The organism is Porphyromonas pogonae (assembly GCF_036320655.1).
Classification (GTDB): Bacteria; Bacteroidota; Bacteroidia; order Bacteroidales; family Porphyromonadaceae; genus Porphyromonas; species Porphyromonas pogonae.
Window position 1 is genome coordinate 1,080,944 of record NZ_CP143258.1, and the last position, 23,125, is coordinate 1,104,068.

The window sequence follows — 23,125 nt, forward strand, 5'->3', positions numbered from 1 at the left end:
TATGAAAAAGTTTTTGATTTCATTTGTATTGATCTTTTTCTCTGCAGTAGGAGCTATGGCCCAGAAATATGCTTTTGTGGACATGGATTATATAATGAAGAGTATCCCCAACTATGAAGTAATGACCAAGCAGATTGAGCAGGCTTCTTCGGCATATCAGAAACAATTGGAGGCTGTGGAAAACTCAGCCAAAGATATGTACAAGAAGTATCAGGCCGATCTGGCTACTCTCACTCCTGATCAGAAAAAGAGTCGTGAAGAAGCGATCGTTGCTAAAGAGAAAGAGGTCATGGAGCTGAAAATGAAGTTTTTTGGTCCCGAAGGGGAACTTGTCAAAAAACGTAATGCTGCAATGAAACCTCTTGAAGATGCCGTATGGCAATCTCTCAAATCCATGGCCAAAGAGTATGGACTGATGATGATTATTGATCGCTCTTCTTCCAAAATTGTTTATGCTGATCCCTCGATAGATATCAGCACTTCTGTGTTGGCAAAGTTGGGTATTAATAAATAAAAAACTTATCTTTGAGACAGTTTTGGCTGATCTCATATAAACACAGTATTTAGAAGAATATTATAAATCAATTAAATCAATATGAAAAAGTTATTTTTGGCTCTTATTATGGCCATTGCTCCTATTTGCTCTTTTGCGCAACAAAAGATAGGTATCGTAAATACTCAAGAAATTATGGCTAAGCTTCCTGATGTGAAGGATGCTAATGCAAAGATGGAACAACTGACCAAGAAATATGAAGCTGACTTAAATGGCATGAGAGACGAGTTTCAGAAAAAAGCCGAAGCTTTCACCAAAGAAAAGGCTACCTTGGTGGAGAGTATTCGTCTACGTAAAGAGCAAGAACTCCAAGATATCCAAAATCGTATTACTTCATCTTATCAAGTGATGCAAGAAGACCTTCAGAAACAACAAGAAACTTTGTTGAGACCTATTCAAGTGAAGGTAACTGATGCTATCAAAAAAGTAGGTGATGCCAATGCCTGCACTTATGTTATGGAGTCTACGATGATGCTTTATGTCGGTAGCACAGCTGTAGATCTTACCGATAAAGTTAAGGCTTCTTTGGGGATTAAATAAAATCATTCAATAGGATTAAATCCTTTATGAATAAAGGGATTGCCCGTGTGGTGATCCCTTTCTTTTTTTTATCTTTGTAATACCTTATGAATATGTTTGGATTATATGAACAGAACACCTATAGGTATATTTGATTCCGGTTATGGAGGACTCACTATTCTTAGTGAGATCAGGACTCTTTTGCCTCAGTACGATTTTATTTATTTGGGTGACAATGCCAGAGCACCCTACGGTACACGCTCATTCGACGTAATTTATAATTTTACTAAACAAGCAGTGAGTAAGTTGTTTGAACTTGGATGTCCTTTAGTTATTTTGGCTTGTAATACAGCTTCAGCCAAAGCTCTACGCACCATTCAGCAAGTCGACCTTCCTGCTTCGTCAGATCCCGAAAGGAGGGTCTTGGGAGTTATTCGTCCCACTGTGGAGGCTATAGGCAAGCTTACTTCTAATCGCCATATTGGAGTATTGGGTACTCCCGGTACTATATCCTCGCATTCTTATCAGTTAGAAATCGCCAAGCTTTATCCGGATATGATTATTTCCGAAGAAGCCTGTCCTATGTGGGTGCCACTTGTAGAAACGGGTGAAAGTGATAGTCCCGGAGCTGATTATTTCGTTCGCAAACATCTTGACAATCTTTTTGCTAAGGATGATATGATTGATGCTATCATACTCGGTTGTACTCATTATCCTATACTCAAGCCCAAGATGAAGCGTTTGCTTACCCCTACTATTAATGTGATATCACAGGGGGAATATGTAGCTAAGTCTTTGGAAGACTATCTCAATAGACATCCTGAAATGAATAGCAAGCTTAGTCGTGAAGGTTCCATGACTTACTATACTACCGAATGCCCCGAAAAGTTTTCAGATCTGGCTTCTATTTTTCTTTCAGATAGGATCGAATCACAGTACATAAAGATTGACTAAGTAGTATTGCCGGTAGGCAAAAATTGGAAGATATTCAAAGAAAAACTGTCGACCCTGATTTTTCTGTTGATTTTAATCTGTATAGTATAAAAAATCTCTTTATCGATAAGACAAAAAAAGGTATATCTCAAAGATATCTTTTCCCTTTCAGACGAATGATTTATTTGACTCCATTAGAGACTGTTGCAAAAGTCAACAGTCTTGTGGATTTTGGAGGCAAAGCCGACAAAAGACACTTTGACCGGGCAGAGAGGGTAAAGTGCAAGGCGCTAAGAATGAGTGCACAGGGAGTTTACTTCAGGTAAATGACCAAGCGCGAATCTCGCAAGCAACGAAGCAATTTGCCTGCTATGCAATGGTCTCCATTAATACATCTTTTCATATCTTACTACCCGAGGCTTGGAGATAACTTTTCCTGGATTAATAGTTGTTTGCTAGCAACGCCTTTATAGGGAATTATTGGAGTTGTATTAAATGTATTGGAATATTTAGGATACCAAAAGTTTGCGATAATGTGTATGTTAGAATGCTGTCAAAATCTCTACAAAAGTATTAAAATGATATGTTTTATCTTATGTAGGACTCTTTCTGATAGTATGGTGTCAGGGCTTGGGTATTGATTGTCACATCAATAACAATGAAAAAAAGCTCTCAATAATTTTCTAACTACGTGATGTAATTTTTCTAGTTAGGTTTCTATATTTTTCTAACTAAGAAAATCCAATGGCCTAGTTAAGAAAATAGCATCACGTAGTTAGAAAAATAGTAAAGCGTAGTTAAGAAAAAAGCAGTGCGTATGCTACCGCAAAGGAAAAGCCATAAAGAAGACATTTGTTCCTCTTTATGGCTTTTCCTTTGTTGGCGAGTAGGTTTTTACATTATGTCAATTCATTTTTTCTATCTTATGATGTGATTTTGACAAAATGTAAGTTGGAATATCAGCTCATGTCATATATTTTGAAAAAATATATGTTTATATATCTTATGCTATGGAGTAGAGCTTTCATTCGGTCGGGTTAGTATTTATTTGTTTTATATATTTTCTGCACGCGGTATAAAAAGTGATTGGGTACAGAACAAAGATACAACACCACACCCCCCTTTGTCAAGAGATTGAGCCATTTTATTGGGGTAAAGTGCCGAAGAAATGAATGCATAGAGTATAGAACAGAATTTCTATGATAATAGGATACTTTTGCAGCAGTAGGATGCCACAAATATATGGATCTCATAATATAATATTCCATATGCTGGATGATGGATAAGAGGAGTGGTTTGATGTATAGTAGTCGTATTACTTCTTCAACTAATAATGGAGGAAGCACTCATACTATTCCCGACTTATATATGTCTATCCATGAGCATGATTTAAGTGATGAATATCAAAGAGCTAAATGTTGGAGTATAAGAGTACAGGCTGTTTCAAGGTATTGTGCTATGAAACAGCCTGTAAGGTTTCTTTTGTATGGTACATTGCATATGCCTATTCAGCCCAGAGCTTAGCCAACTCAATAATAGTTTTTACGGCACGCTGCATAGTGGTGTATGAAGCGTACTCAAATTTACCGTGAAAATTGGCTCCTCCTGTAAATAGGTTGGGGCAGGGTAGTCCCATATAACTTAGCCTTGATCCGTCTGTACCTCCTCGTATGGGTTGGATGAGGGGTTTTACTCCTATACGTTCCATTGCCTTTGTCGCTTTTTCGATAAGCTCAGGATGAGGTTCGACCATCTCTCTCATGTTGTAATATTGATCTTTCAGCTCAAGAGTAGCGATGCTTTTGCCATACTTTTTATTTACCATATCTACGGTTGCAGTGATAAGATCTTTTTTACTCTCAAACAACGTACGATCGTGATCCCGTATGATATAGTGCATGTTGGCTTCTTCTACCGCTCCACCAAGTCCTATGAGATGAAAAAAACCTTCATAATGCTCTGTAAACTCAGGGCGTTGCTCTACCGGTAATATGTTGTGAATATCCATGGCTACCTGCAAGGCATTTATCATTTTCCCTTTGGCAGTCCCGGGATGTATATTACGGCCTTGTATGTGTATCTTGGCACTTGCCGCATTGAAATTCTCGTATTCCAGCTCTCCCTCATATCCTCCATCCATGGTATAGGCAAATTTTGCACCGAATCGCTCTACATCAAAATAGTCTACACCTCTCCCTATTTCCTCATCGGGAGTAAAACCTATCTTGATGGGTCCATGTTTTATTTCCGGATGGTTTATAAGCCATTCCATGGCGGTCATAATTTCCGCTACTCCGGCTTTGTCATCCGCTCCCAACAGAGTGGTACCATCTGTATGGATAATAGTGTGTCCCTCAAGTTTTGCCAGTTCGGGAAAATCTTCCACCTTCATCCATAGATTAGGATTGAGTTGAATATCCTTACCATCGTATTGCTCTATGACATGAGGTTTTATGTCTTTGCCACTCATATCCGGGCTGGTGTCTACGTGTGAAATAAAGCCAATGGCAGGTTTATCTTCATACCCCTTACTGGCAGGCAATGATCCCATTACATATCCATATTTATCGATAGTGACATCAGTGAGTCCCAGCTGCTCCATCTCATCTTTGAGATAACGTAACAGATGCCATTGTTTGTCGGTGCTGGGAAATGTAGTGGAGTTTTCGTCACTTTGTGTATCGAAACTCACATATTTCAAAAATCGTTCTTTCAGTTCCATTGTTTTATTCTATATCCTTTTTTGCTTTGATGGAATCCCATACAAAATAAATAATGATGGCTATATAAGCCAATACAGTAACCAACTCGGCTCCACTCGTTTTGTTCCAAATCGTGGCAAATACATGCTTGTCTACTTCCAAATATTTGAGTATAGCACTCACAACCCCCATGAGTGCGCCTCCTGCTATGAAGCCTGATGCTATGAGGGTACCTCTGTCTTTGCGTGCTTTATTGAGTGAAATATCTTTGCTGCGTGTAGATACTATGTGGCTGATAATACCCCCAACGAGAAGAGGTAGGTTGAGTTGTAACGGTATAAACATCCCTAATGCAAAAGCTAATGCAGGTACATTGATCAGCGTAAGTATCAATGCAAATACTGCTCCTACGAAATAAAGCATCCAAGGAGTGCTTCCTCCTTCCATAAGTGGCTTTATCACAGCAGCCATAGCATTGGCTTGCGGCGCCACCAATGCATTTTCTCCTACAAAGCCGTATGTCTTGTTCAATATGATCATTACTCCTGCCACTGTAGCTGCTGATACCAATGTTCCGAGGAATTTCCATTTCTCCTGTTTCTTAGGAGTAGTTCCCAACCAGTAACCAATCTTTAGGTCGGTAATGAACCCGCCTGCCATGGATAGTGCCGTACAGACTACTCCACCTATGAGCATTGCAGCCATCATGCCGCTTTGCCCTGACAGCCCTACACTTACCAAGATAAGAGACGTAAGAATGAGTGTCATCAAAGTCATCCCCGAAACAGGGTTTGTTCCCACTATAGCTATGGCATTTGCTGCTACTGTAGTGAAGAGGAAGGAGATCACAAATACGATGAGAGTACTTACGATAGCGAATCCCCAGTTGTGCAAAACTCCAAATTGGAAGAAGAACAAAGCTGCAATGAGGCATGCAAGCACTGTACTCATAATGGTACGCATCGTGATGTCGTGTTGAGTACGTTCAACGTCTACAGCTTCCGGTTTTTTACCTCCAAGCTCACTGACAGCTAATTTGAGAGCTCTGCCAATAATATTGGAGGATCTTATGATACCTATGATACCAGCCATAGCGATACCACCGATACCGATAGGGCGTGCGTAATTACTGAAAATCTCTTCGGGACTCATATTACCGATAAGAGACGTAACACCCTCGCCTACGGGGGTAGCCATGCCCGGAGCAAAGTAGCTGATCAAAGGGATCAACACAAACCATACGACAAAAGAACCGGCACAAATGAGAGCGGCATATTGCAAACCTATGATGTAACCCAATCCTAAAACGGCAGCACTGGTATTGAGCTTGACTACTACTTTATATTGATCCGCAATAGTGTGTCCCCAACCCATAAAACGGGTGGATACCTCTTCGCGCCACCAACCGAAAGTCCCTACTATGAAATCATACAAACCTCCGATAAGACCACTTATGGCAAGCAATTTCGTTTGGTTGCCGGAGCTTTCCCCTGAAATTAATACTTCCGTTGTGGCAGTAGCTTCTGGAAAAGGATATTTGCCATGCATATCTTTGACAAAATATTTTCTGAAAGGAATCAAAAGTAAAATGCCGAGAAATCCTCCGATAAGCGATGATAGAAAGATTTGGTAAAATTGAGCTTCCAACCCCAATATATACAGAGCAGGCAAGGTGAATATGGCTCCTGCAACAACAACTCCAGAACTCGCCCCGATAGATTGGATGATCACGTTTTGTCCCAGTGCATTTTTCTTTCCTGAAAGACTTCCTACACCCACGGCAATAATAGCTATGGGTATGGCGGCTTCGAATACCTGACCTACTTTGAGTCCTAGATAGGCTGCTGCGGCTGAAAAAATGATAGCCATGACTATCCCCATCGAAACAGAATAGGGAGTGACCTCTAACGGATTTTTTCCGGGAGGCATAATCGGGCTGTATTCTTCGCCCGGTTTAAGCTCCCGATAAGCGTTTTCGGGCAGCTTATTGATAATCTTTTCTTCTTCCATAAGTGGTGTGATTATGAAGTGTATGTTAACGCCTAATGAAGCCTTGTGTGTAAGGCTTTGAACAAAAATAACAAAAGTTCCTTACAACATCTATTTATCTATAAGGAAAATAAGAGAAGAAGCAGTGTGGGGGATTATATTAGATGTAATTTTTTTCTATGCAGTTGATTATAGGGGGTAATACTTTTAGTCTGATTATAGTAACCCATGGTTAGAAATAGAGAAGAGGGCAAAGTCATATTTGACCGGATCATTGGGATCAAATATCCTGAGGTTGTTTGTAAGTTCGATGGCTGTTTGCCAATCAATAGCCGTACGCCGGATTAATCCCAGTGCGCGAGCCGTACGCTCTACATGTACATCAATGGGACAAATAAGAGCTTTACCGGGAATACGTGACCATACACCAAAGTCTACTCCTTTATGATCTTTTCTTACCATCCATCGCAAATACATATTGAGTCGTTTGCATGCTGATTTTCTTTCCGGGCTGGCGATGTGTTTACGTGTACGAGTTGGAAAGTAAGATGACGTTGTAAAATAATTCGAAAATTTATTTAATGCATTTTCCATTGTGAAGCAATTGGATTCGAGAAGGAAAGCATTTTCCAGACTGTTGTATTTGCTATAGTGAGTCTTTAGAAAATTAATGAAGTAGAGTAGGTCAGTATCATTGAATGTACGATGCTTGAAGCCTAAAAGATTTTTGAGGTCTGCTTCACTATGATGTTTGATAAAATTATATGGACTATTATCCATGCGTTGCATTAGTTCATTGCATTTCGCAATGATGGTACTTCTTTGTCCCCAAGCCAAAATTGCGGCAAAAAGCCCACTGATCTCTATGTCTTGCTTAGATGTGAATAGATGTGGTATGGAAATCGGATCCTTCTCTATAAATCTGATATTATTACTTACTTCTGTATGATAATCTAAGAGACTCTTGAGTTCGTTTGGGTTATCTTGTAAATTAGGTAAAATCATGAGTTTCTATTTGAGGATAGTTAGTATCATGAAGCTTCAATAGTTCTATAACTTGACAAAGCCTATTATTACTTAATATCCTACCAATTCTTTATGATTTGGTTTATTATTTTAAAGGTAATTAAATTAAATAATAGTTTCTAATGTCTTGCTATTTACCATTGTTTATTCATTCTTAATTGATGCTGAGCTTTTCATTTTTATCAACTCTTTTATTTGTTTTTATCATTGATATATAGCTATCTATTATTTTTTCGTAAATATTTTTCTTTTTTCTTTGTGTTGTTACGTTTTTTTCGTAGTTTTGTGATGTAACGTTACAATAAATATTTGCAAATATGGATAGAATTGAAAGATTAACCCCACAGGAAGAGAGTATAATGAGGGCTTTTTGGTCTGGTCATGTAAGAATAATCAGGGATATCATCCAAATGTTGCCGTCTCCTAAGCCTCCCTATACTACAGTAGCTTCTATAGTGAAGAACCTCGAAGCGAAAGGATATGTAAGAGGTGTACACAAAGGTAGGTGTTATGAGTATAGTGTTTTGATAACAGAAAAAGATTATTCTGAGAGTACTGTAGGCAGAGTGGTGCAGCAGTTTTTTACCGGAAGTTACAAAGAGCTTGTGCAGCACTTTGTTGCAAAGAGTAAAATATCGGCAGAGGAACTCCGTGAAGTTATAGATCTAATAGAAAAAGGAGAGAGTCGATAGGCTTTTGTCCGTGCTTTGTAAAAAAGTTATTCTAAGACTAATAATACATCATTTCAATGAAGACAACCGTTGTGCTCTTGTTAATATCGACAGTAGGCATCATGCTATTCTACATTATAGATTGGCTGATGTTTAGGCGAAATACTGAATTTGGGTTAAGACGATTTTATCATCTTACTGCAATGGCAAGTTGTGTACTGATGCCGATATTAGGTATGCTTTTGCCCCTGAACTTACATTTACCTTTCATGTCACGCCCTGTACCTGCAGGAGCCGAAGCTGTAATAGAAATACCACAAGTGGAGGGTATTGATACAACAGTGCAAAGTGTGAGTGGTAATTGGTGGCAAGAGCTAAGTATTCATCAAATTGTAGTGGGAGTCTGGTTGTTGGGGATAATTATCTATACGGTAATATTAGCAGTTAGGCTAGTATCACTCTACAAGATACTCCGAGGTTCGCGCTATCTATACCGTCATGACGGTATAGAAGTCAAACTCTTACAAGGCAAAGGCATAATCTCACCCTTTAGCACGCTGGGAAAGATATTTCTATCCCCACATTCTCAGGATAGTGATATGATGCAGAATATCCTTATTCATGAAGCTGCTCATGTACGTGGATTCCATTTTATTGATGTGTGCTGCTCAGAACTATTTAGGATTGCCAATTGGTATAATCCCTTGGCCCATCTTCTCATAAATAATCAAAAGGAGAATCTGGAATACTTGGCAGATAGGGATGTGATAAATAGTTGTACTGACAAAAAGAAATATCAATACCAATTGCTTACAATGACAATGAGCAACCAACCTCATATGCCTTTGTGTAGTGCTTATAATGATGTACAAAACTTGAAAAACAGAATTGAAATGATGAATAAAAAAGCTTCACGCTCCATAACTAAGTTAGGGTATTTAGCAATCATCCCCATGGGGGCATTGCTTATAACGGCAGGAAATCTCTTTTTGGCAAAAGCCGAGCCTGTGCAGGCACCTATGTCTATGACGGAAAATATTTTTCCTGACGTATCGGTAGAAACACTTACGAGTGCTAACGAGAATCCACTCTTGCAAATTCAGACTCCTCAGGATGATAAAGTGTATACCGTAGTAGAGCAGTTACCAAGCTTTCCCGGAGGTCAAGCAGCACTGATGAAATATTTGGCGAAAAATATTCAATATCCCGCTGATGCGCAAAAGAAAAATATACAGGGCAAGGTTGTAGTAACATTCATTGTAAATAAAGACGGTAGTTTGTCTGATATTAATATCGCGAGAGGTGTGGATACATCCTTGGATAAAGAAGCTCTGCGTGTGATTGAAGGGATGCCTAAGTGGAAGCCCGGTAAACAAAAAGGAGAGATTGTAAGATGTAAATTTGCCTTGCCTGTAGTATATAAGTTGAATAATACTAAGCAAGAAAAAGTCTTTAAAGACGCTACAGCAAAGACTAAGTCCGACGGTGTTTTTGAAGCTGTGGATGAGCAACCCCTATTTCCCGGTGGAACAGGTGAGATGTATAAATTCATGGCAAATACAATGATATACCCCGAAACAGCAATCAAGGCAAATATTCAAGGAAAAGTAATAGTTCGCTATATCGTAAATCAAGACGGTAGTATAAGTGATATCGAAGTTGCGCGAGGAGTAGATCCTGTTTTAGATGCAGAGGCGGTGCGCGTTATCAAAGCGATGCCTAAATGGATTCCCGGAAAACAAAATGGTAAACCTGTACGTGTGAGGTATACGATGCCTGTAGTATTCATGCTGAACAAAAAATAATAGTATCGTTCCATAAAAAACAGTAGAGAGGTGCACCTGCCATGGGTATGGTGTGCCTCTTTCGTGTGTACATCAGAGTCGTGAGTGGAAATATTTGTATAAATTTGGGTCACATAATAAACACCTATAATATACACCAGCGTGAAAACAACACTGATATTGCTACTCACCTTCATGACATTGAATATATATCATGGTAAGTGCACGAGCTACGTACTTAGAGCCTCGGGGACTGAGAAAATAACCGACAGTATCTCAGATAATAAACTATACGAGTATGTAGACAAAAAAGCTAAATTTCCTGGAGGAATGAAAGCGCTCTACTACTATATATCGCAAAACATAAAACTGCCCGACAGCATACAACGTGAGCTGAAATACAAGGTGGTGCTGAAATTGGTCATTGACAGGAGTGGTGATCTGATAGAGACTACTGTGCTGAAGAGTGGAGGCATAGACTACATAGACAGAGCCTTGGTGGATGTGATAAAGAAAGCTGAAAAATGGGAGCCAGACTCTTATGACGGACAGGCTGTTAAGAGCCAGTTAGTAGTGCCTATAACCTTTGACTATAAAAAAGGGGGCAATAAAGAGGATCAATGGCCTTACAAACCCACGATGACAAGTAGATATTCATATATGGACGAAAACAATAGGACACCACTATTTCCAGGTGGTGATGCTGGAATACTTGCATTTATTTATAAGAACTTAGAGTATCCTGAGCGAGCTTTGAGGGACAATATTACGGGGGTGGCTACCGTCACGTTTCTGGTAGATACAGAGGGTAAAGTGTGTGACTTGAAGATAGAAAAATCATCGGGCGATGTTACGCTGGATCATGAAGCCCTGAGGGTATTGAAGTTGTTGCCTTCCTTTGTGCCTGCTGTACAAAAAGGTAAGCTGGTAAATACTAAATATACGATGAATATAAAATTTGATTATAGCAATCCCACAAACAGGAAAATATACTGAGGATAGTTTGGCAGAGTAATCCATATTATATCTACTGCTTTAAACGTTATAAGTGCATACAATGTTATGAAATAAAAATAGAATGGTAACTAAAAAAGATATGAAGATGAAATACATTAATATGAAAGCATGGTCTGCAGTACTCATGTTCGTAGGGGCATCATGGGCTGCCCAATCTACATCGTACAATGGCGAAAAAGAGATAAGACCTCGAGCCACCTATACTTTGCAAGCACAGCAGTCTGTCACAAGGCCTCTACCTCAGTACCCTGGTGGCAACAAAGCGCTTATGGAGTTTATGAGACAAAACATCAAATATCCTGATCAGGCCAAAGAAAAAGGGTTATATGGTCAGGTTATTGTAAAGTTTGATGTTAATATTGATGGAACTATCACTAATGCTAAAGTGGCACATTCTGTAGATCCTATTTTGGACAATGAAGCTTTACGGGTAATATCTCTGATGCCCAAATGGCTTCCGGCATTGGACGAAAGCGGTAATCCTAAGAAAGCAAGTTTCAGTCTTCCATTTATATTCCACAAGCCAGCTGCTATTTTCTACAAGGATAAGTAAAGATATCTGCGGATCCTTGTAAGGGCGTTGCAGATGAAGTGGCTTTATCTCATTACGAAACATTAGGACTACCCCCTGATATTTCCATAATCTTATGCGGGTGATTTTGTTTATCAACTTTCTTTAAGATATGTGGGACTACCAGGGGCGTACCATTCCCGTCTGTCTAACAGCTTACAACTTAAAGTATATACTGACCATAGCATTGCGAGGACGTATTTGATATATGGTTTGTGTTTTAGTCAGATTCCCCATGATGGTATAGTCGTAAGTATTGTGGCCTAATAAGTTATTCACGGCAAGGTTAAGCTCTATTCCACTATGGAGGCTGTAAGTCACGTCGATATCTGTAAATACGAAATGTTTGTATTGATTTATTATGTATTCGTTATGGTAGTGTTCCGTTGTCAAACGTGCCGTCAAACTTTTTGTAGGAGAAATACCAAGGGTGAATTGCCCGCATATTCTATTGAATGTATTACTCAAATTGAGTTCGGCAATAGTCATTTTATTTTGTGAATAAGAAAGGCTATAAGTCAGATTGCACCATCTATTCAGTCTGCTTGTTATTTTGGGTGTTATATTATAGATTCGTGACGTATAGTGATACAAGGAATTATTTTGGAATGATGAACCTTGGGATTTCAACCCATCGGCAGCGAGTGATACAAATCCGTTTAGCCATTCCACCCCTTTACTGATATTTCCATTTATTATCCAAGTCTTTACATTGTTATCTTTGCGAAGGTAATCGTGTATTATATATTCATGTTTGAATTTCCTATTAGCTACATAGGGATAAGAAGAGATGTTCCGGCTCACTCCTGCATTGGCAAAGATGGATTTGAGTATGTTTTTATAGGATACATTCCAGCTCACACGCTTATCATATCCTGTATGAAAATCCATAATTCCCGTAAATATATTTCTGTAATTGCTCAAAATAGCCCCTTTGTAAATTCCTTGTTCGTCCGGAAGTTGTTTGCCTATATTTAGTGAAAGAGATGTATTTAAGTGAGGAGAGTAGAAGTAACGGATAAATAGACCGGGAAAAAAGTATATATTTTGGTGATTGAGCCTTATGTCTTCTGCTCGTTCATGATATTTGTAAGATGCATAGCTGAGAGGCAATGTCCCTTTTATCTCTAATTCCCCTTTTTTATAAGATATTTCAGGTGAGATGTAAGGATGCAGGTATTCCATAGATAGATTATTTTCTGGCAACTGTACCGTGTTTTCCAAACCATGAGCCATGCTGTTAATATGCCGGTATACACCTATTACACCAACCTTCATAGATAAAGTAAAGGGACTGAAGTAAAAAGCCAATTGCGTATGCGTATTGGTAAAAAATACTTTGGATTGGATGTCTTGATCAACATCACTATATCTACGGCTTATATTCAACCTGTGATGCTTGTTTTCATAGCGATTAAATGACCGTAAAGTATAGTATCTATTGCCAATTCGTTTTATCAGATGTAGATCATCTATCAAGTATATGGATGGTAAAGATGCTGTTTGGGTGTTATTATAGGTTCCTTCATTCTCTATGCTTGTGCGATTAGAGGCTATATCTGTAGAAAACTTATTTTTTAGATAATATTCACTTCTATTTGTTTCCCATATCAGATCACCGGTGAACTTATTGCTCGTACTGTATCCGTGTTCCTTATTCTCGGTGATGATAGTAGAGTCTACGGTATAGTCAGTCACGTCGGTCTGCCTATCAGTATTGTATCTATGATGAATATAAGTAAATTGAGAAGAGAGATTACTGTTTTTCCCCATACCCCATAAGTTGTTTGTAGAAATTGCATGCGAATTATTGAACAAACTACGGTTTTCTTCAAGATCTGTCAATAACGAAGGTTGGGTATGCAGGTAGTCTCTCAGTCTATAGTTGTTTCCGAAGGAGGAAGACATGTCTTTTATTTCTTGATTACTTGTCTCATGTGTTACATCTTTACCGATATTGTTTGTTTTATAGGTGTTTAGTGTTTGAGTGTTTTTCTTGAAGCGCATCAAAGATATTTCCCCCTGATGAAGTAGAGGTGTACACCCTATTCCCATACGAGCTACAATAATATAACGGGATTTCGCTTTTTCTTTGAGGCGGATGTTTATTGCCGGATTTTGTGAGAATGAGATATCTGCCAACGCTTTGATTGGTTGATGGTTTTCCATGACTTCTATGCGAGCTACATCTTCTTGGCTGATATTATTGGTTGCCAAACCGTATCGGTCTCCCAGCATGTCTTTTCCTTCGATGTAAAATTTATTGATGGGTATCCCATTGTATTTGATTTGTCCTGATTTAGAAAGTTCAATCCCCGGCATTCTTTTAAGGACATCGGCAAGTGATTTGTCTTGTTGCTCTGCAAATGCTGATACTCTGTAAATGACAGTATCTCCTTTGTCCATGATGCTTTTAGATTTGATCACCACTTCTTTGAGTGCAATAGCTTTTTCTTTCATTTCCACGTTATATGTATCACGATCTTTCGAGACCAGTTGCGTGACAGTCTCAAAGCTCATCATGGAGTATTTGAGTTGGTACTGTTTATTACTTGGAATAAACGGAATGCTATATTCACCCTCAGCATTACTCACAGCATAACTTATTATTTTAGTGGGATTACGGGTCTGCAATACTACCATGACCCCCTCAATAGGACTTTTGTCTTTAGCCCTGCTTACTATTCCGTGTAATGGGGTAGTCTGTGCATTGCCAGCCCATGCGCATAGAAGTGATACAAAAAAGATAATGACTACGTGGTGTCTCATTGTAGATATTTTATTTCTCTAAGAACTCTATTGGCTCGTACTGTTCTTGATTTGGTGACTCATCGCCAATTTTTATCCCCAGTTGTGCCTCGATGTGAGCCATAGGATGTTTGGTGTATTGTTCCTTGCCTTTAAGAAATTCTTTGCGGGTAGTCTTGACGTATCCTTTCATATTGGGGTTACGGATGATGACTATGGGATTGTCTGTTACCTTTTCAAGTCCTACGGCAGTAAAAACATACAAGCGTTCACTATCGTATGCTTCCATGATCAAACCCGGCAATCCGCCCAAAAGCCAAGGTCCATTGCCAATCGGTATTTCGGGAGCAAACCATGCAGTCCATTGTCTTCCTCTGTAAGTACATGTAGCCTTTTGGCACTCATAGTTCAGAATGCTTTTAGTGCTATCTTCGATATGCCATTTTTGATCATTTAGTTTATCTTCATAGAGATAGGCATCAGTATTGATGATGTCCGTCACTGTCACAGCTCCGTGAGGATAGTTTTTGAAAATATAAGTCATGTATTTTTTTGATAAAATAATTCCCTTATCAAAAGCATCACTAAAACGTTTCATGAATATCTCTTCTCCTTTTGGGGATGCATTTAGAGTATCCATCTCAAATGTCAAGGGGCTGTAAAATACTGAAACGTCCTTACCAATAGCCAAAATAAGCTGATCTGTAAGGGGCCTTACTCGAGGCGGTTTTCGTGTCCTTTCATACTTATATGCTATCTTCATATAGGCACTATCCAGTGTTTGTACACTCTGTGCATGCAGTGCTTGTGGAAATAAAAGAGCACAAACAGTGATGAAAATACTATTAAAGTGATGATGTGTTTTCATGTGATATTAAAATGTAGAAGAATACTAAATTTAACAAACGAAAAAGTAATCCTATGTATATATGCCCTTGTATAAAAGTCTTGGAAATCATATTCATCACCCCATTCAATGCTCTTCTCCGAACTTCAGTCAGTAAGCATATTATGCAGGTTGTGGAGATTGACTATTATACTCAATAGAAACAAAGATAAAATAAGGATATTACATATAAAACAAATAAAAGTAATTTCTCGGGACTTATACAAAACCGAGTGAAAACTTATTATGTTTGGATACTACCCTTTTCCGGAATAGTATCGAAAGAAAAAGCATTGGAGACTGTTGCAAAAGTCAACAGTCTCATGGATTTTGGAGGCAAAGCCGACAAAAGACACTTTGACCGGGCAGAGAAGGTAAAGTGCAAGGCGCTAAGAGTGAGTGCACAGGGAGTTTACTTCAGGTAAATGACCAAGCGCGAATCTCGCAAGCAACTTGCCTACTATGCAACGGTCTCCATTGGTTAATAATTCCATCATTTATCCCCAAGAAAAGAGCGTTATGCCCATAGTCGGAGCATAACGCTTTGAATAATATTTGGTCTAAAACCTTTCGGTGAATTAGTCCTTAAACTTTGCTATAATGAACTCTCTGTTTAGGCGTGCAATGTTGCTGATTGAAACGTTTTTGGGACATTCCAGTTCGCATGCACGAGTATTGGTACAGTTACCAAATCCAAGTTCATCCATTTTTGCTACCATAGCTTTTGCTCTACGAGAAGCTTCTACGCGTCCTTGTGGTAAGAGAGCGAGTTGACTTACCTTTGCTGATACAAATAGCATAGCCGAGCCATTTTTACAAGCTGCAGCACACGCACCACATCCTATACATGCCGCAGCATCCATAGCAAGGTCAGCATTCTTCTTTGAAATAGGGATCGCATTGGCATCAGGAATACCTCCGGTATTGACTGATACGAATCCGCCTGCTTGTATGATCTTGTCATAAGCGGTACGGTCTACCATGAGGTCACGGATAACAGGAAATCCTGCTGATCGCCATGGCTCAATGGTAATAGTAGCTCCTTCATCAAAGCGGCGCATGTGTAACTGGCAAGTGGTGATGCTGTCATCAGGTCCGTGGGGATGTCCGTTGATATAAAGCGAACACATACCGCATATACCCTCACGACAGTCGTGATCAAATACAACCGGCTCTTTGTTTTCAGAGATCAGCTTTTCGTTGAGTACGTCCAGCATTTCAAGGAATGAACTTCCCTGTGATATATTTTCAAGCTTATAGGTTTCGAAAGCTCCTTTTTCTTTAGGACCTCTTTGACGCCAAACCTTAAGTGTTATATTAATATTCTTATCCATTATTGCTCTGTTCTTAAATGGTTAGTTCTTGTAATTACGTTGCTGGCGAACCACGAATTCGTATTCGAGAGGTTCTTTGTACATTACAGGATCATTATTGTCGCCCTGATACTCCCAACATGATACATAAGAGAAGAGATCGTCATGACGAAGAGCTTCTCCTTCTTCAGTTTGATGCTCAAGACGGAAGTGACCACCGCAGCTCTCTTCTCGGTCGAGAGCATCATGAGCCATAAGCTCACCGATCTCGATGAAGTCGGCCAAACGAAGAGCTTTTTCTAATTCCACATTGAGGCTGTTAGCTTCACCGGGGATACGCACTTCGCTCCAAAATACCTTTTTAAGTTCTTTGATATCTTGTATGGCTTTGCGCAGACCCTCTGCCTTACGTCCCATACCTACGTAATCCCACATGATGTGACCCAGAGATTTGTGGATGCTATCTACAGAGCGTGTACCCTTGATATTCATCAGTTTGTTGATTCGCTCTTGCATATCTTTTTCTGCTTTGTCAAATTCAGGACGGTCTGTACTGAAGCGAGGTACCTGGATCTGATCCGCAAGATAATTCTGAATAGTATATGGTAGAACAAAGTATCCATCAGCCAATCCTTGCATCAGAGCCGATGCTCCAAGACGGTTGGCTCCGTGGTCGGAGAAGTTGGCTTCGCCAATGGCAAACAAACCGGGGATAGAGGTCATCAATTCGTAATCAACCCAAATACCACCCATGGTGTAGTGGATAGCCGGGAATATCATCATCGGAGTTTCGTATGGATTATCGTTGGTGATTTTCTCATACATCTGGAACAGGTTGCCGTAACGAGCTTCTACTACGTTCTTTCCAAGGCGGTTGATAGCATCTGCAAAGTCAAGATATACCGCAAGACCGGTATTGTTTACACCGAAGCCTGCATCACAGCGTTCTTTGGCAGCACGGCTGGCCACGTCACGAGGTACAAGGTTGCCAAAGGCCGGATAGCGACGTTCGAGATAGTAATCTCGGTCTTCTTCCTTGATCTCGGTGGGGCGCATCTCTCCTCTTTGGAGTTTCTTGGCATCTTCAAGTTTCTTAGGCACCCAGATACGTCCGTCGTTACGCAGCGACTCTGACATCAAGGTCAATTTAGATTGTGATTCACCATGTACAGGTATACAAGTAGGGTGAATCTGAGCCATACAAGGGTTGGCGAAATAAGCCCCTTTCTTATAGCATTGCCATGCGGCAGATCCGTTAGATGCCATAGCATTGGTCGAAAGGAAGAAAGCATTACCGTATCCCCCTGTGGCGATTACTACAGCATGAGCAGCAAAGCGCTCTACTTTGCCGGTAACAAGATTACGAGCTATGATACCTCTGGCACGCCCATCTATCATTACCAAGTCAAGCATTTCGTGGCGAGTAAATAACTTTACGGCACCTTTGCCTACCTGACGGCTAAGAGCGGAGTAAGCACCGAGGAGGAGTTGTTGTCCCGTTTGGCCACGAGCATAGAATGTACGGGATACCTGAGCACCGCCAAAAGAACGGTTGTCCAAAAGTCCACCGTATTCGCGAGCAAAAGGTACGCCCTGTGCCACACATTGGTCAATGATAGCATTAGATACTTCAGCTAAGCGGTATACATTGGCCTCACGTGCACGGTAGTCACCTCCCTTGATAGTATCATAAAACAGACGATAGACAGAGTCACCATCGTTTTGATAATTTTTTGCAGCGTTGATACCGCCCTGAGCAGCAATAGAGTGTGCTCGGCGGGGAGAGTCTTGAATGCAAAAGTTATATACATTGAATCCGAGTTCGCCAAGTGAGGCAGCCGCAGAGGCTCCTGCAAGACCCGTTCCTACAACGATAACGTCGAGGCGACGTTTGTTTGCCGGGTTAACCAGCTTTTGATGGTCTTTATAGTTGGTCCACTTATCGGCCAAAGGGCCCTGAGGGATTTTTGAATTTATCTGGCTCATAATTAATATTCTTTTGTTAGATTAAGGTTCTTCATTATAACAGAGAAGATACTGTTTGCTCAATAGCTTCTACCGCTCCTTCGTGAGGATAGATAGGCCCGTTATAGAAGAAACCGAAATAAACGGCAACGATCACAAAGTTGAGTACCAATACGGTGGAGATGATAACACCGATTACCTTGAGTCTCTTGTACCAAATCTGGTTGTTCCAACCAATAGTCTGTAAGGCACTCCAGAAACCGTGAGTAAGGTGATACCACAACGCAACGAACCAGATGAGGTAAGCCACAACAATGTAGGGATTAGAAAACACTTCTACGATCTGATTGAATCCCAAGGCTGCTTCTTTGCCTTGCCATTCTTTGAGCTGCATGTGCTGGAAGAAGTGGAAGAGATGTAGCACGATCATGCCTAAGATAATAATACCGAGGACATACATGTTTTTTGCATTCCAGGGTACTGCTGTCTTTGATGAAGAGGCATAGCGGTCATTGCCACGAGCTTTGCGGTTTTGTACAGTAAGTATAGAGGCATAGATAATGTGAATAACAAAACCAAATGCCAATACAGGTACCATAATCTGTATGAGAAGGTTGGTACTCATCACTTCGCATACCTCATTATAGATATTCGTTGTGAATTGTCCATTCTCAATATGCGCAGCATCGTATACTGCCATCAGATTGAGTGTGCCATGCAATGCGAGGAAAACAATGAGGAAGAGTCCTGAAATACTCATCACAAGTTTTCTCCCGATCGAAGAGTTAGATAGCCACATAGAAATATAATATTAAGTTAATAGTATTTACTTATACCTTACTTTACCGTTTAATCTTTGTTTTTATGGAGTCAGATATTAGATTGATGAGCCTCATAAAAACGTTACAAAGATACCTAATTACCTTTAATTGGAATAATAATTAAAGAAAAAAAGATGCAATTTGAGTTTTTAATTTGTTTTTGACCTATGCTAATGGGTTAAAGGTACTCCTTTTCTTTGATATAGGAGCTCTATGGGAGTAGATTTGTACTCAATATATCGTGTCACTATTCAGGGGATACATTTGTAAAAGCATAATAAATCAATATGACGTAAAACTTTATGCTCATCTTATAAGTTTATAGAAGGAATTATAATACTCTATTTCTTATGAGGACAAACGGGATCATGATGCAGTACTTTGAATGGTACCTACCTAATGACGGACAGCTCTGGAATAAACTGAAAGACGATGCAGAACATCTCAAGAGTATAGGTGTCACCGCTGTGTGGATACCTCCTTGTTACAAAGGTACCAATAACAATGATGTGGGGTATGGAGCATATGACCTTTATGATTTGGGTGAGTTTGACCAAAAAGGGAGTGTGCGTACAAAGTATGGAACAAAAAAAGAGCTCCTTGATTGTATAGCCACTTTACATGACAATGGTATCGCTGTGTACGCCGATGTGGTATTGAATCATAAAGCCGGAGGGGATGAGACACAACGCTTCATGGCCATAGAAGTAGATCCTAATAATCGTAATAAAGGTATTAGTGATGCTTATGAAATTGAGGGCTGGACTCGATTTACTTTCCCCGGACGTAACGGTAAATACTCACAATTTCAATGGAGCTGCGAGCATTTTAGTGGTACCGACTTCAATAATGCCAATGGCAAATCTGCCATATATGTAATACTCGGAGATAATAAGGGTATTGATCCCAATGACAATAGTGTGAGCCAAGAATTTGGAAATTTTGACTATTTGATGTTTACTGATGTTGATTATAAACATCCTGATGTATGCGAAGAGACGAAGCGTTGGGTTAGTTGGTTTATCAAGGAAACGGGCATAGATGGGATAAGGATTGATGCTATCAAGCATATCAATGATTGGTTTGTGCGTGACTTGGTGAACCACATCCATGCAGAATTTGGCCCTGATTTTTATATTGTAGGAGAATATTGGTATTATGATCGCATGGCTATTGATGAATACCTTCGGGAGGTAGAGTTTAAGATAGATCTTTTTGATGTAGCGCTACATTTCAATATGAAAATGGCTTCTGATAATGGACAAGGCTATGACATGCGTAATATCTTTACAAATAGTGTGCTTGCAGAGTTCCCTCAAGATGTGGTTACTTTTGTAGACAATCATGATTCACAGCCAAATCAATCGCTCGCTTCTTATGTGCAGGGTTGGTTCAAACCTTTGGCATATGCTCTTATTTTGTTGCGCAAAGATGGGTACCCCTGTATATTTTATGGTGATTATTACGGCATTGGAGGCGAACATCCTATAGAAGGGATGAAGTGGATTATAGATCAATTGCTGGATGTCCGCCGTGATTTTGCTTATGGTAAACAAGATGACTATTTTGACCATGAGCATGTGGTAGGCTGGGTGCGTCATGGCGATGAGCATCACCCTGATGGCTGTGTAGTGATTATGAGTAATCAGATAGGCGGAAGGAAGACTATGTTTGTAGGGGAAGACTATGCCGGGAGTGTTTGGTATGACAAGCTTGGGCATGTAGACTGTGAAGTTACCATTGATGAAAATGGCAATGGTGTATTCCATGTGGCAGATGGTTCACTTTCTGTTTATCTCAAAAAAGTATAGTAAGAGACCGTTGCATAGCAGGCAAATTGCTTCGTTGCTTGCGAGATTCGCGCTTGGTCATTTACCTGAAGTAAACTCCCTGTGCACTCACTCTTAGCGCCTTGCACTTTACCCTCTCTGCCCGGTCAAAGTGTCTTTTGTCGGCTTTGCCTCCAAAATCCATGAGACTGTTGACTTTTGCAAAAGTCTCAGCAAAAGAATATCTCTAAATCGCAATTAAGATATAAAGGCAATACCACCCAGCGGTGGTATTGCCTTTATATCTTAGAGGTAAGGGTGCAATATTGACCGCATAGCCTCTATCCACTCATCTGTGTCGTTGAGGCAAGGTATATAAGTACATGTTTCTCCTCCTTGGCTCAAAAACAGATCTCTGTCCGTGACTGCTATTTCCTCCAAGGTTTCGAGACAATCGCAAATAAATCCCGGACATACGGTAAGGATTCTTTTAATGCCTTCGCCCGGTAATTGCTCCATCCTTTTGTCCATATAAGGGGTGAGCCATTGAGTTGGGCCTAAACGAGATTGGTAAGCCAGCTCATATTGTTCCTTTTTCAGTCCCAAAGTTTTTGCCACATATTGTACAGTAGTATAGCAGTGATTGTGATAACAAAGAGTTTCTTTCGTGTGTTCTGTTCCTTGAGATTCGCAGCAGTGATGATTGTTCTTTGTATCATAATTCTTACGACACTCGGGTGGCAGTTGAGTCAATGGGATGCCGTGAAATGAAAAGATAATCTTGTCAAAGGGTTGTCTTTTGAGGAAAGGTTCGATAGTCTTTGACACTGCTCTGATGTATGCCTTATGAGCATAATATGGAGGTATTACTTCTACTTCAGGGCCAAAGTTTATCCTACGGACTTCTTTGTGTACTTTTTCCACTACGGTTTCGTAACTGCTCATTGCATATTGAGGGTATAATGGCAGTACAATAAGTTTTTTGAGATTTTGCTGTCTTGCCAGTCCTTTGATTGCATGCCTTATTCCCGGCGATCCGTAACGCATGGCTACATGGCATGGGATACCAAGTTTGTCCTCAAGTTTGGAGGCAATACTCTCGGTACAGGTAATGAGAGGAAAAGCTTTCTTATTATCGTCCCATATCTTTTTATAATTCCCCGCTGAGAATTTGGCTCTTCTGGGTACTATAATGCTCCTGACCAGTATTTGTCTGAGTAGATAGGGTAGTCCTATGATACGTTTGTCACACAGAAATTCTGTGAGATATTTCTTTACATCTTTGACATGGGGTGATCGAGGAGACCCCATGTTCAGAATGAGTATGGCTAATGATGAGTCGGATTGGTTCACTCCGTGTATTATATCTTTAATATATCTTGTCTACAAATATACACATGATATAGGTAAAAAGTTCATTTTACAGTTTGTTTCATAAAATCCTTTTTGAAACATCAATGAGCCCATCGGTAGGAAATAACTTGCAGAATCTATTTTGCAGGCTCACAGATAAGCTTGTGTACAGAGTCTTTGGGGGACAAGATGAATAATTTTCTGATACTTGCTTTGGCCAAGTCTTACTATTGCCTCAAGTATTTGCAATAAAGAACAAGATGCTTATATATAAATAGTATTACTCTGATATTCTTTATAATAAGGAAAGATTCAGGATATATGCATCATTTTTTATAATCTTTTCTCTTTCAGCCTTCTCTGTCTGTAGCCTTCTTTAGTATGCCAATAGAGTTTTATATTACAATCCCATGCAGAGACCGTTGCATAGCAGGCAAATTGCTTCGTTGCTTGCGAGATTCGCGCTTGGTCATTTACCTGAAGTAAACTCCCTGTGCACTCACTC

Annotated in this window: 18 protein-coding genes; 9 read left to right on the plus strand and 9 right to left on the minus strand. The window is 39.9% G+C overall.

Going from position 1 to position 23,125, the window contains the following annotated elements; genetic code table 11:
- Window position 1: 1 nt before the first annotated feature.
- From VYJ22_RS04105 to VYJ22_RS04120, 4 genes are all read left to right on the plus strand, one after another.
- Window positions 2–514: an OmpH family outer membrane protein gene (locus VYJ22_RS04105; protein WP_329905211.1), complete on the plus strand. Its 513-nt coding sequence runs from the start codon at window positions 2–4 to the stop codon at window positions 512–514.
- 81 nt (window positions 515–595) lie between these two features.
- Window positions 596–1,093 (plus strand): OmpH family outer membrane protein, encoded by a 498-nt coding sequence (locus VYJ22_RS04110; RefSeq protein WP_329905212.1) that lies wholly within the window; start codon window positions 596–598, stop codon window positions 1,091–1,093.
- A 105-nt stretch (window positions 1,094–1,198) separates the two neighbouring features.
- Window positions 1,199–2,026 carry a glutamate racemase gene (gene murI, locus VYJ22_RS04115; protein WP_329905213.1) on the plus strand — a complete coding sequence of 276 codons (828 nt, stop codon included), beginning with the start codon at window positions 1,199–1,201 and terminating at the stop codon, window positions 2,024–2,026.
- Between the two features lie 305 nt (window positions 2,027–2,331).
- A complete protein-coding gene (locus tag VYJ22_RS04120) occupies window positions 2,332–2,478 on the plus strand; it encodes a hypothetical protein (RefSeq protein ID WP_329905214.1) in 147 nt (48 codons plus the stop codon).
- A 1,031-nt stretch (window positions 2,479–3,509) separates the two neighbouring features.
- On the opposite strand, the gene pepT is transcribed toward VYJ22_RS04120, so the two are convergent.
- The 3 genes from pepT to VYJ22_RS04135 all read right to left on the minus strand — a co-directional run bounded on the left by pepT (window position 3,510) and on the right by VYJ22_RS04135 (window position 7,701).
- Entirely contained in the window at window positions 3,510–4,727 is a 1,218-nt protein-coding gene (gene pepT, locus VYJ22_RS04125; RefSeq protein WP_329905216.1) for a peptidase T, read from the minus strand.
- A 4-nt stretch (window positions 4,728–4,731) separates the two neighbouring features.
- A complete protein-coding gene (locus VYJ22_RS04130; RefSeq protein ID WP_329905217.1) occupies window positions 4,732–6,717 on the minus strand; it encodes an OPT family oligopeptide transporter in 1,986 nt (661 codons plus the stop codon).
- 195 nt (window positions 6,718–6,912) lie between these two features.
- Window positions 6,913–7,701, minus strand: coding sequence for a TIGR02757 family protein (locus tag VYJ22_RS04135; protein ID WP_329905218.1), 789 nt, complete (start codon window positions 7,699–7,701; stop codon window positions 6,913–6,915).
- Window positions 7,702–8,039: 338 nt separating this feature from the next.
- Between VYJ22_RS04135 and VYJ22_RS04140 the strand changes: the two genes are divergently transcribed.
- From VYJ22_RS04140 to VYJ22_RS04155, 4 genes are all read left to right on the plus strand, one after another.
- Window positions 8,040–8,414: a BlaI/MecI/CopY family transcriptional regulator gene (locus VYJ22_RS04140; RefSeq protein WP_329905219.1), complete on the plus strand. Its 375-nt coding sequence runs from the start codon at window positions 8,040–8,042 to the stop codon at window positions 8,412–8,414.
- Window positions 8,415–8,662: 248 nt separating this feature from the next.
- Window positions 8,663–10,198 carry a M56 family metallopeptidase gene (locus tag VYJ22_RS04145; protein WP_329905221.1) on the plus strand — a complete coding sequence of 512 codons (1,536 nt, stop codon included), beginning with the start codon at window positions 8,663–8,665 and terminating at the stop codon, window positions 10,196–10,198.
- A 141-nt stretch (window positions 10,199–10,339) separates the two neighbouring features.
- Complete coding sequence (locus VYJ22_RS04150) at window positions 10,340–11,173, plus strand: energy transducer TonB (RefSeq protein WP_329905222.1); 834 nt, start codon at window positions 10,340–10,342, stop codon at window positions 11,171–11,173.
- Window positions 11,174–11,279: 106 nt separating this feature from the next.
- Window positions 11,280–11,747: an energy transducer TonB gene (locus tag VYJ22_RS04155; protein WP_329905223.1), complete on the plus strand. Its 468-nt coding sequence runs from the start codon at window positions 11,280–11,282 to the stop codon at window positions 11,745–11,747.
- Between the two features lie 174 nt (window positions 11,748–11,921).
- Here VYJ22_RS04155 and VYJ22_RS04160 read toward each other — a convergent pair whose 3' ends face one another.
- The 5 genes from VYJ22_RS04160 to VYJ22_RS04180 form a co-directional block, all read right to left on the minus strand.
- The gene (locus tag VYJ22_RS04160) at window positions 11,922–14,534 is read right to left on the minus strand and encodes a carboxypeptidase-like regulatory domain-containing protein (protein WP_329905225.1); all 2,613 of its coding nucleotides are present in this window, start codon (window positions 14,532–14,534) and stop codon (window positions 11,922–11,924) included.
- A gap of 10 nt (window positions 14,535–14,544) precedes the next feature.
- Window positions 14,545–15,381 (minus strand): GLPGLI family protein, encoded by an 837-nt coding sequence (locus VYJ22_RS04165; RefSeq protein ID WP_329905226.1) that lies wholly within the window; start codon window positions 15,379–15,381, stop codon window positions 14,545–14,547.
- A 596-nt stretch (window positions 15,382–15,977) separates the two neighbouring features.
- Entirely contained in the window at window positions 15,978–16,733 is a 756-nt protein-coding gene (locus VYJ22_RS04170; protein WP_329905228.1) for a succinate dehydrogenase/fumarate reductase iron-sulfur subunit, read from the minus strand.
- 21 nt (window positions 16,734–16,754) lie between these two features.
- Window positions 16,755–18,698 carry a fumarate reductase/succinate dehydrogenase flavoprotein subunit gene (locus VYJ22_RS04175; protein WP_329905230.1) on the minus strand — a complete coding sequence of 648 codons (1,944 nt, stop codon included), beginning with the start codon at window positions 18,696–18,698 and terminating at the stop codon, window positions 16,755–16,757.
- Between the two features lie 34 nt (window positions 18,699–18,732).
- The gene (locus tag VYJ22_RS04180) at window positions 18,733–19,476 is read right to left on the minus strand and encodes a succinate dehydrogenase cytochrome b subunit (protein ID WP_329905231.1); all 744 of its coding nucleotides are present in this window, start codon (window positions 19,474–19,476) and stop codon (window positions 18,733–18,735) included.
- A gap of 390 nt (window positions 19,477–19,866) precedes the next feature.
- Between VYJ22_RS04180 and VYJ22_RS04185 the strand changes: the two genes are divergently transcribed.
- The gene (locus tag VYJ22_RS04185; RefSeq protein WP_329905232.1) at window positions 19,867–21,309 is read left to right on the plus strand and encodes an alpha-amylase; all 1,443 of its coding nucleotides are present in this window, start codon (window positions 19,867–19,869) and stop codon (window positions 21,307–21,309) included.
- A gap of 264 nt (window positions 21,310–21,573) precedes the next feature.
- Here the strand turns inward: VYJ22_RS04185 and hemH are convergent, their stop codons facing one another.
- Entirely contained in the window at window positions 21,574–22,620 is a 1,047-nt protein-coding gene (hemH, locus tag VYJ22_RS04190) for a ferrochelatase (protein ID WP_329905233.1), read from the minus strand.
- Window positions 22,621–23,125: the final 505 nt, after the last annotated feature.

Coding starts and splice junctions, on each gene's coding strand:
- VYJ22_RS04105 (WP_329905211.1), top strand. CDS start 2: ATGAAAAAGTTTTTGATTTCATTTGTATTGATCTTTTTCTCTGCAGTA.
- VYJ22_RS04110 (WP_329905212.1), top strand. CDS start 596: ATGAAAAAGTTATTTTTGGCTCTTATTATGGCCATTGCTCCTATTTGC.
- murI (WP_329905213.1), top strand. CDS start 1,199: ATGAACAGAACACCTATAGGTATATTTGATTCCGGTTATGGAGGACTC.
- VYJ22_RS04120 (WP_329905214.1), top strand. CDS start 2,332: ATGACCAAGCGCGAATCTCGCAAGCAACGAAGCAATTTGCCTGCTATG.
- pepT (WP_329905216.1), bottom strand. CDS start 4,727: ATGGAACTGAAAGAACGATTTTTGAAATATGTGAGTTTCGATACACAA.
- VYJ22_RS04130 (WP_329905217.1), bottom strand. CDS start 6,717: ATGGAAGAAGAAAAGATTATCAATAAGCTGCCCGAAAACGCTTATCGG.
- VYJ22_RS04135 (WP_329905218.1), bottom strand. CDS start 7,701: ATGATTTTACCTAATTTACAAGATAACCCAAACGAACTCAAGAGTCTC.
- VYJ22_RS04140 (WP_329905219.1), top strand. CDS start 8,040: ATGGATAGAATTGAAAGATTAACCCCACAGGAAGAGAGTATAATGAGG.
- VYJ22_RS04145 (WP_329905221.1), top strand. CDS start 8,663: ATGTCACGCCCTGTACCTGCAGGAGCCGAAGCTGTAATAGAAATACCA.
- VYJ22_RS04155 (WP_329905223.1), top strand. CDS start 11,280: ATGAAATACATTAATATGAAAGCATGGTCTGCAGTACTCATGTTCGTA.
- VYJ22_RS04160 (WP_329905225.1), bottom strand. CDS start 14,534: ATGAGACACCACGTAGTCATTATCTTTTTTGTATCACTTCTATGCGCA.
- VYJ22_RS04165 (WP_329905226.1), bottom strand. CDS start 15,381: ATGAAAACACATCATCACTTTAATAGTATTTTCATCACTGTTTGTGCT.
- VYJ22_RS04170 (WP_329905228.1), bottom strand. CDS start 16,733: ATGGATAAGAATATTAATATAACACTTAAGGTTTGGCGTCAAAGAGGT.
- VYJ22_RS04175 (WP_329905230.1), bottom strand. CDS start 18,698: ATGAGCCAGATAAATTCAAAAATCCCTCAGGGCCCTTTGGCCGATAAG.
- VYJ22_RS04180 (WP_329905231.1), bottom strand. CDS start 19,476: ATGTGGCTATCTAACTCTTCGATCGGGAGAAAACTTGTGATGAGTATT.
- VYJ22_RS04185 (WP_329905232.1), top strand. CDS start 19,867: ATGATGCAGTACTTTGAATGGTACCTACCTAATGACGGACAGCTCTGG.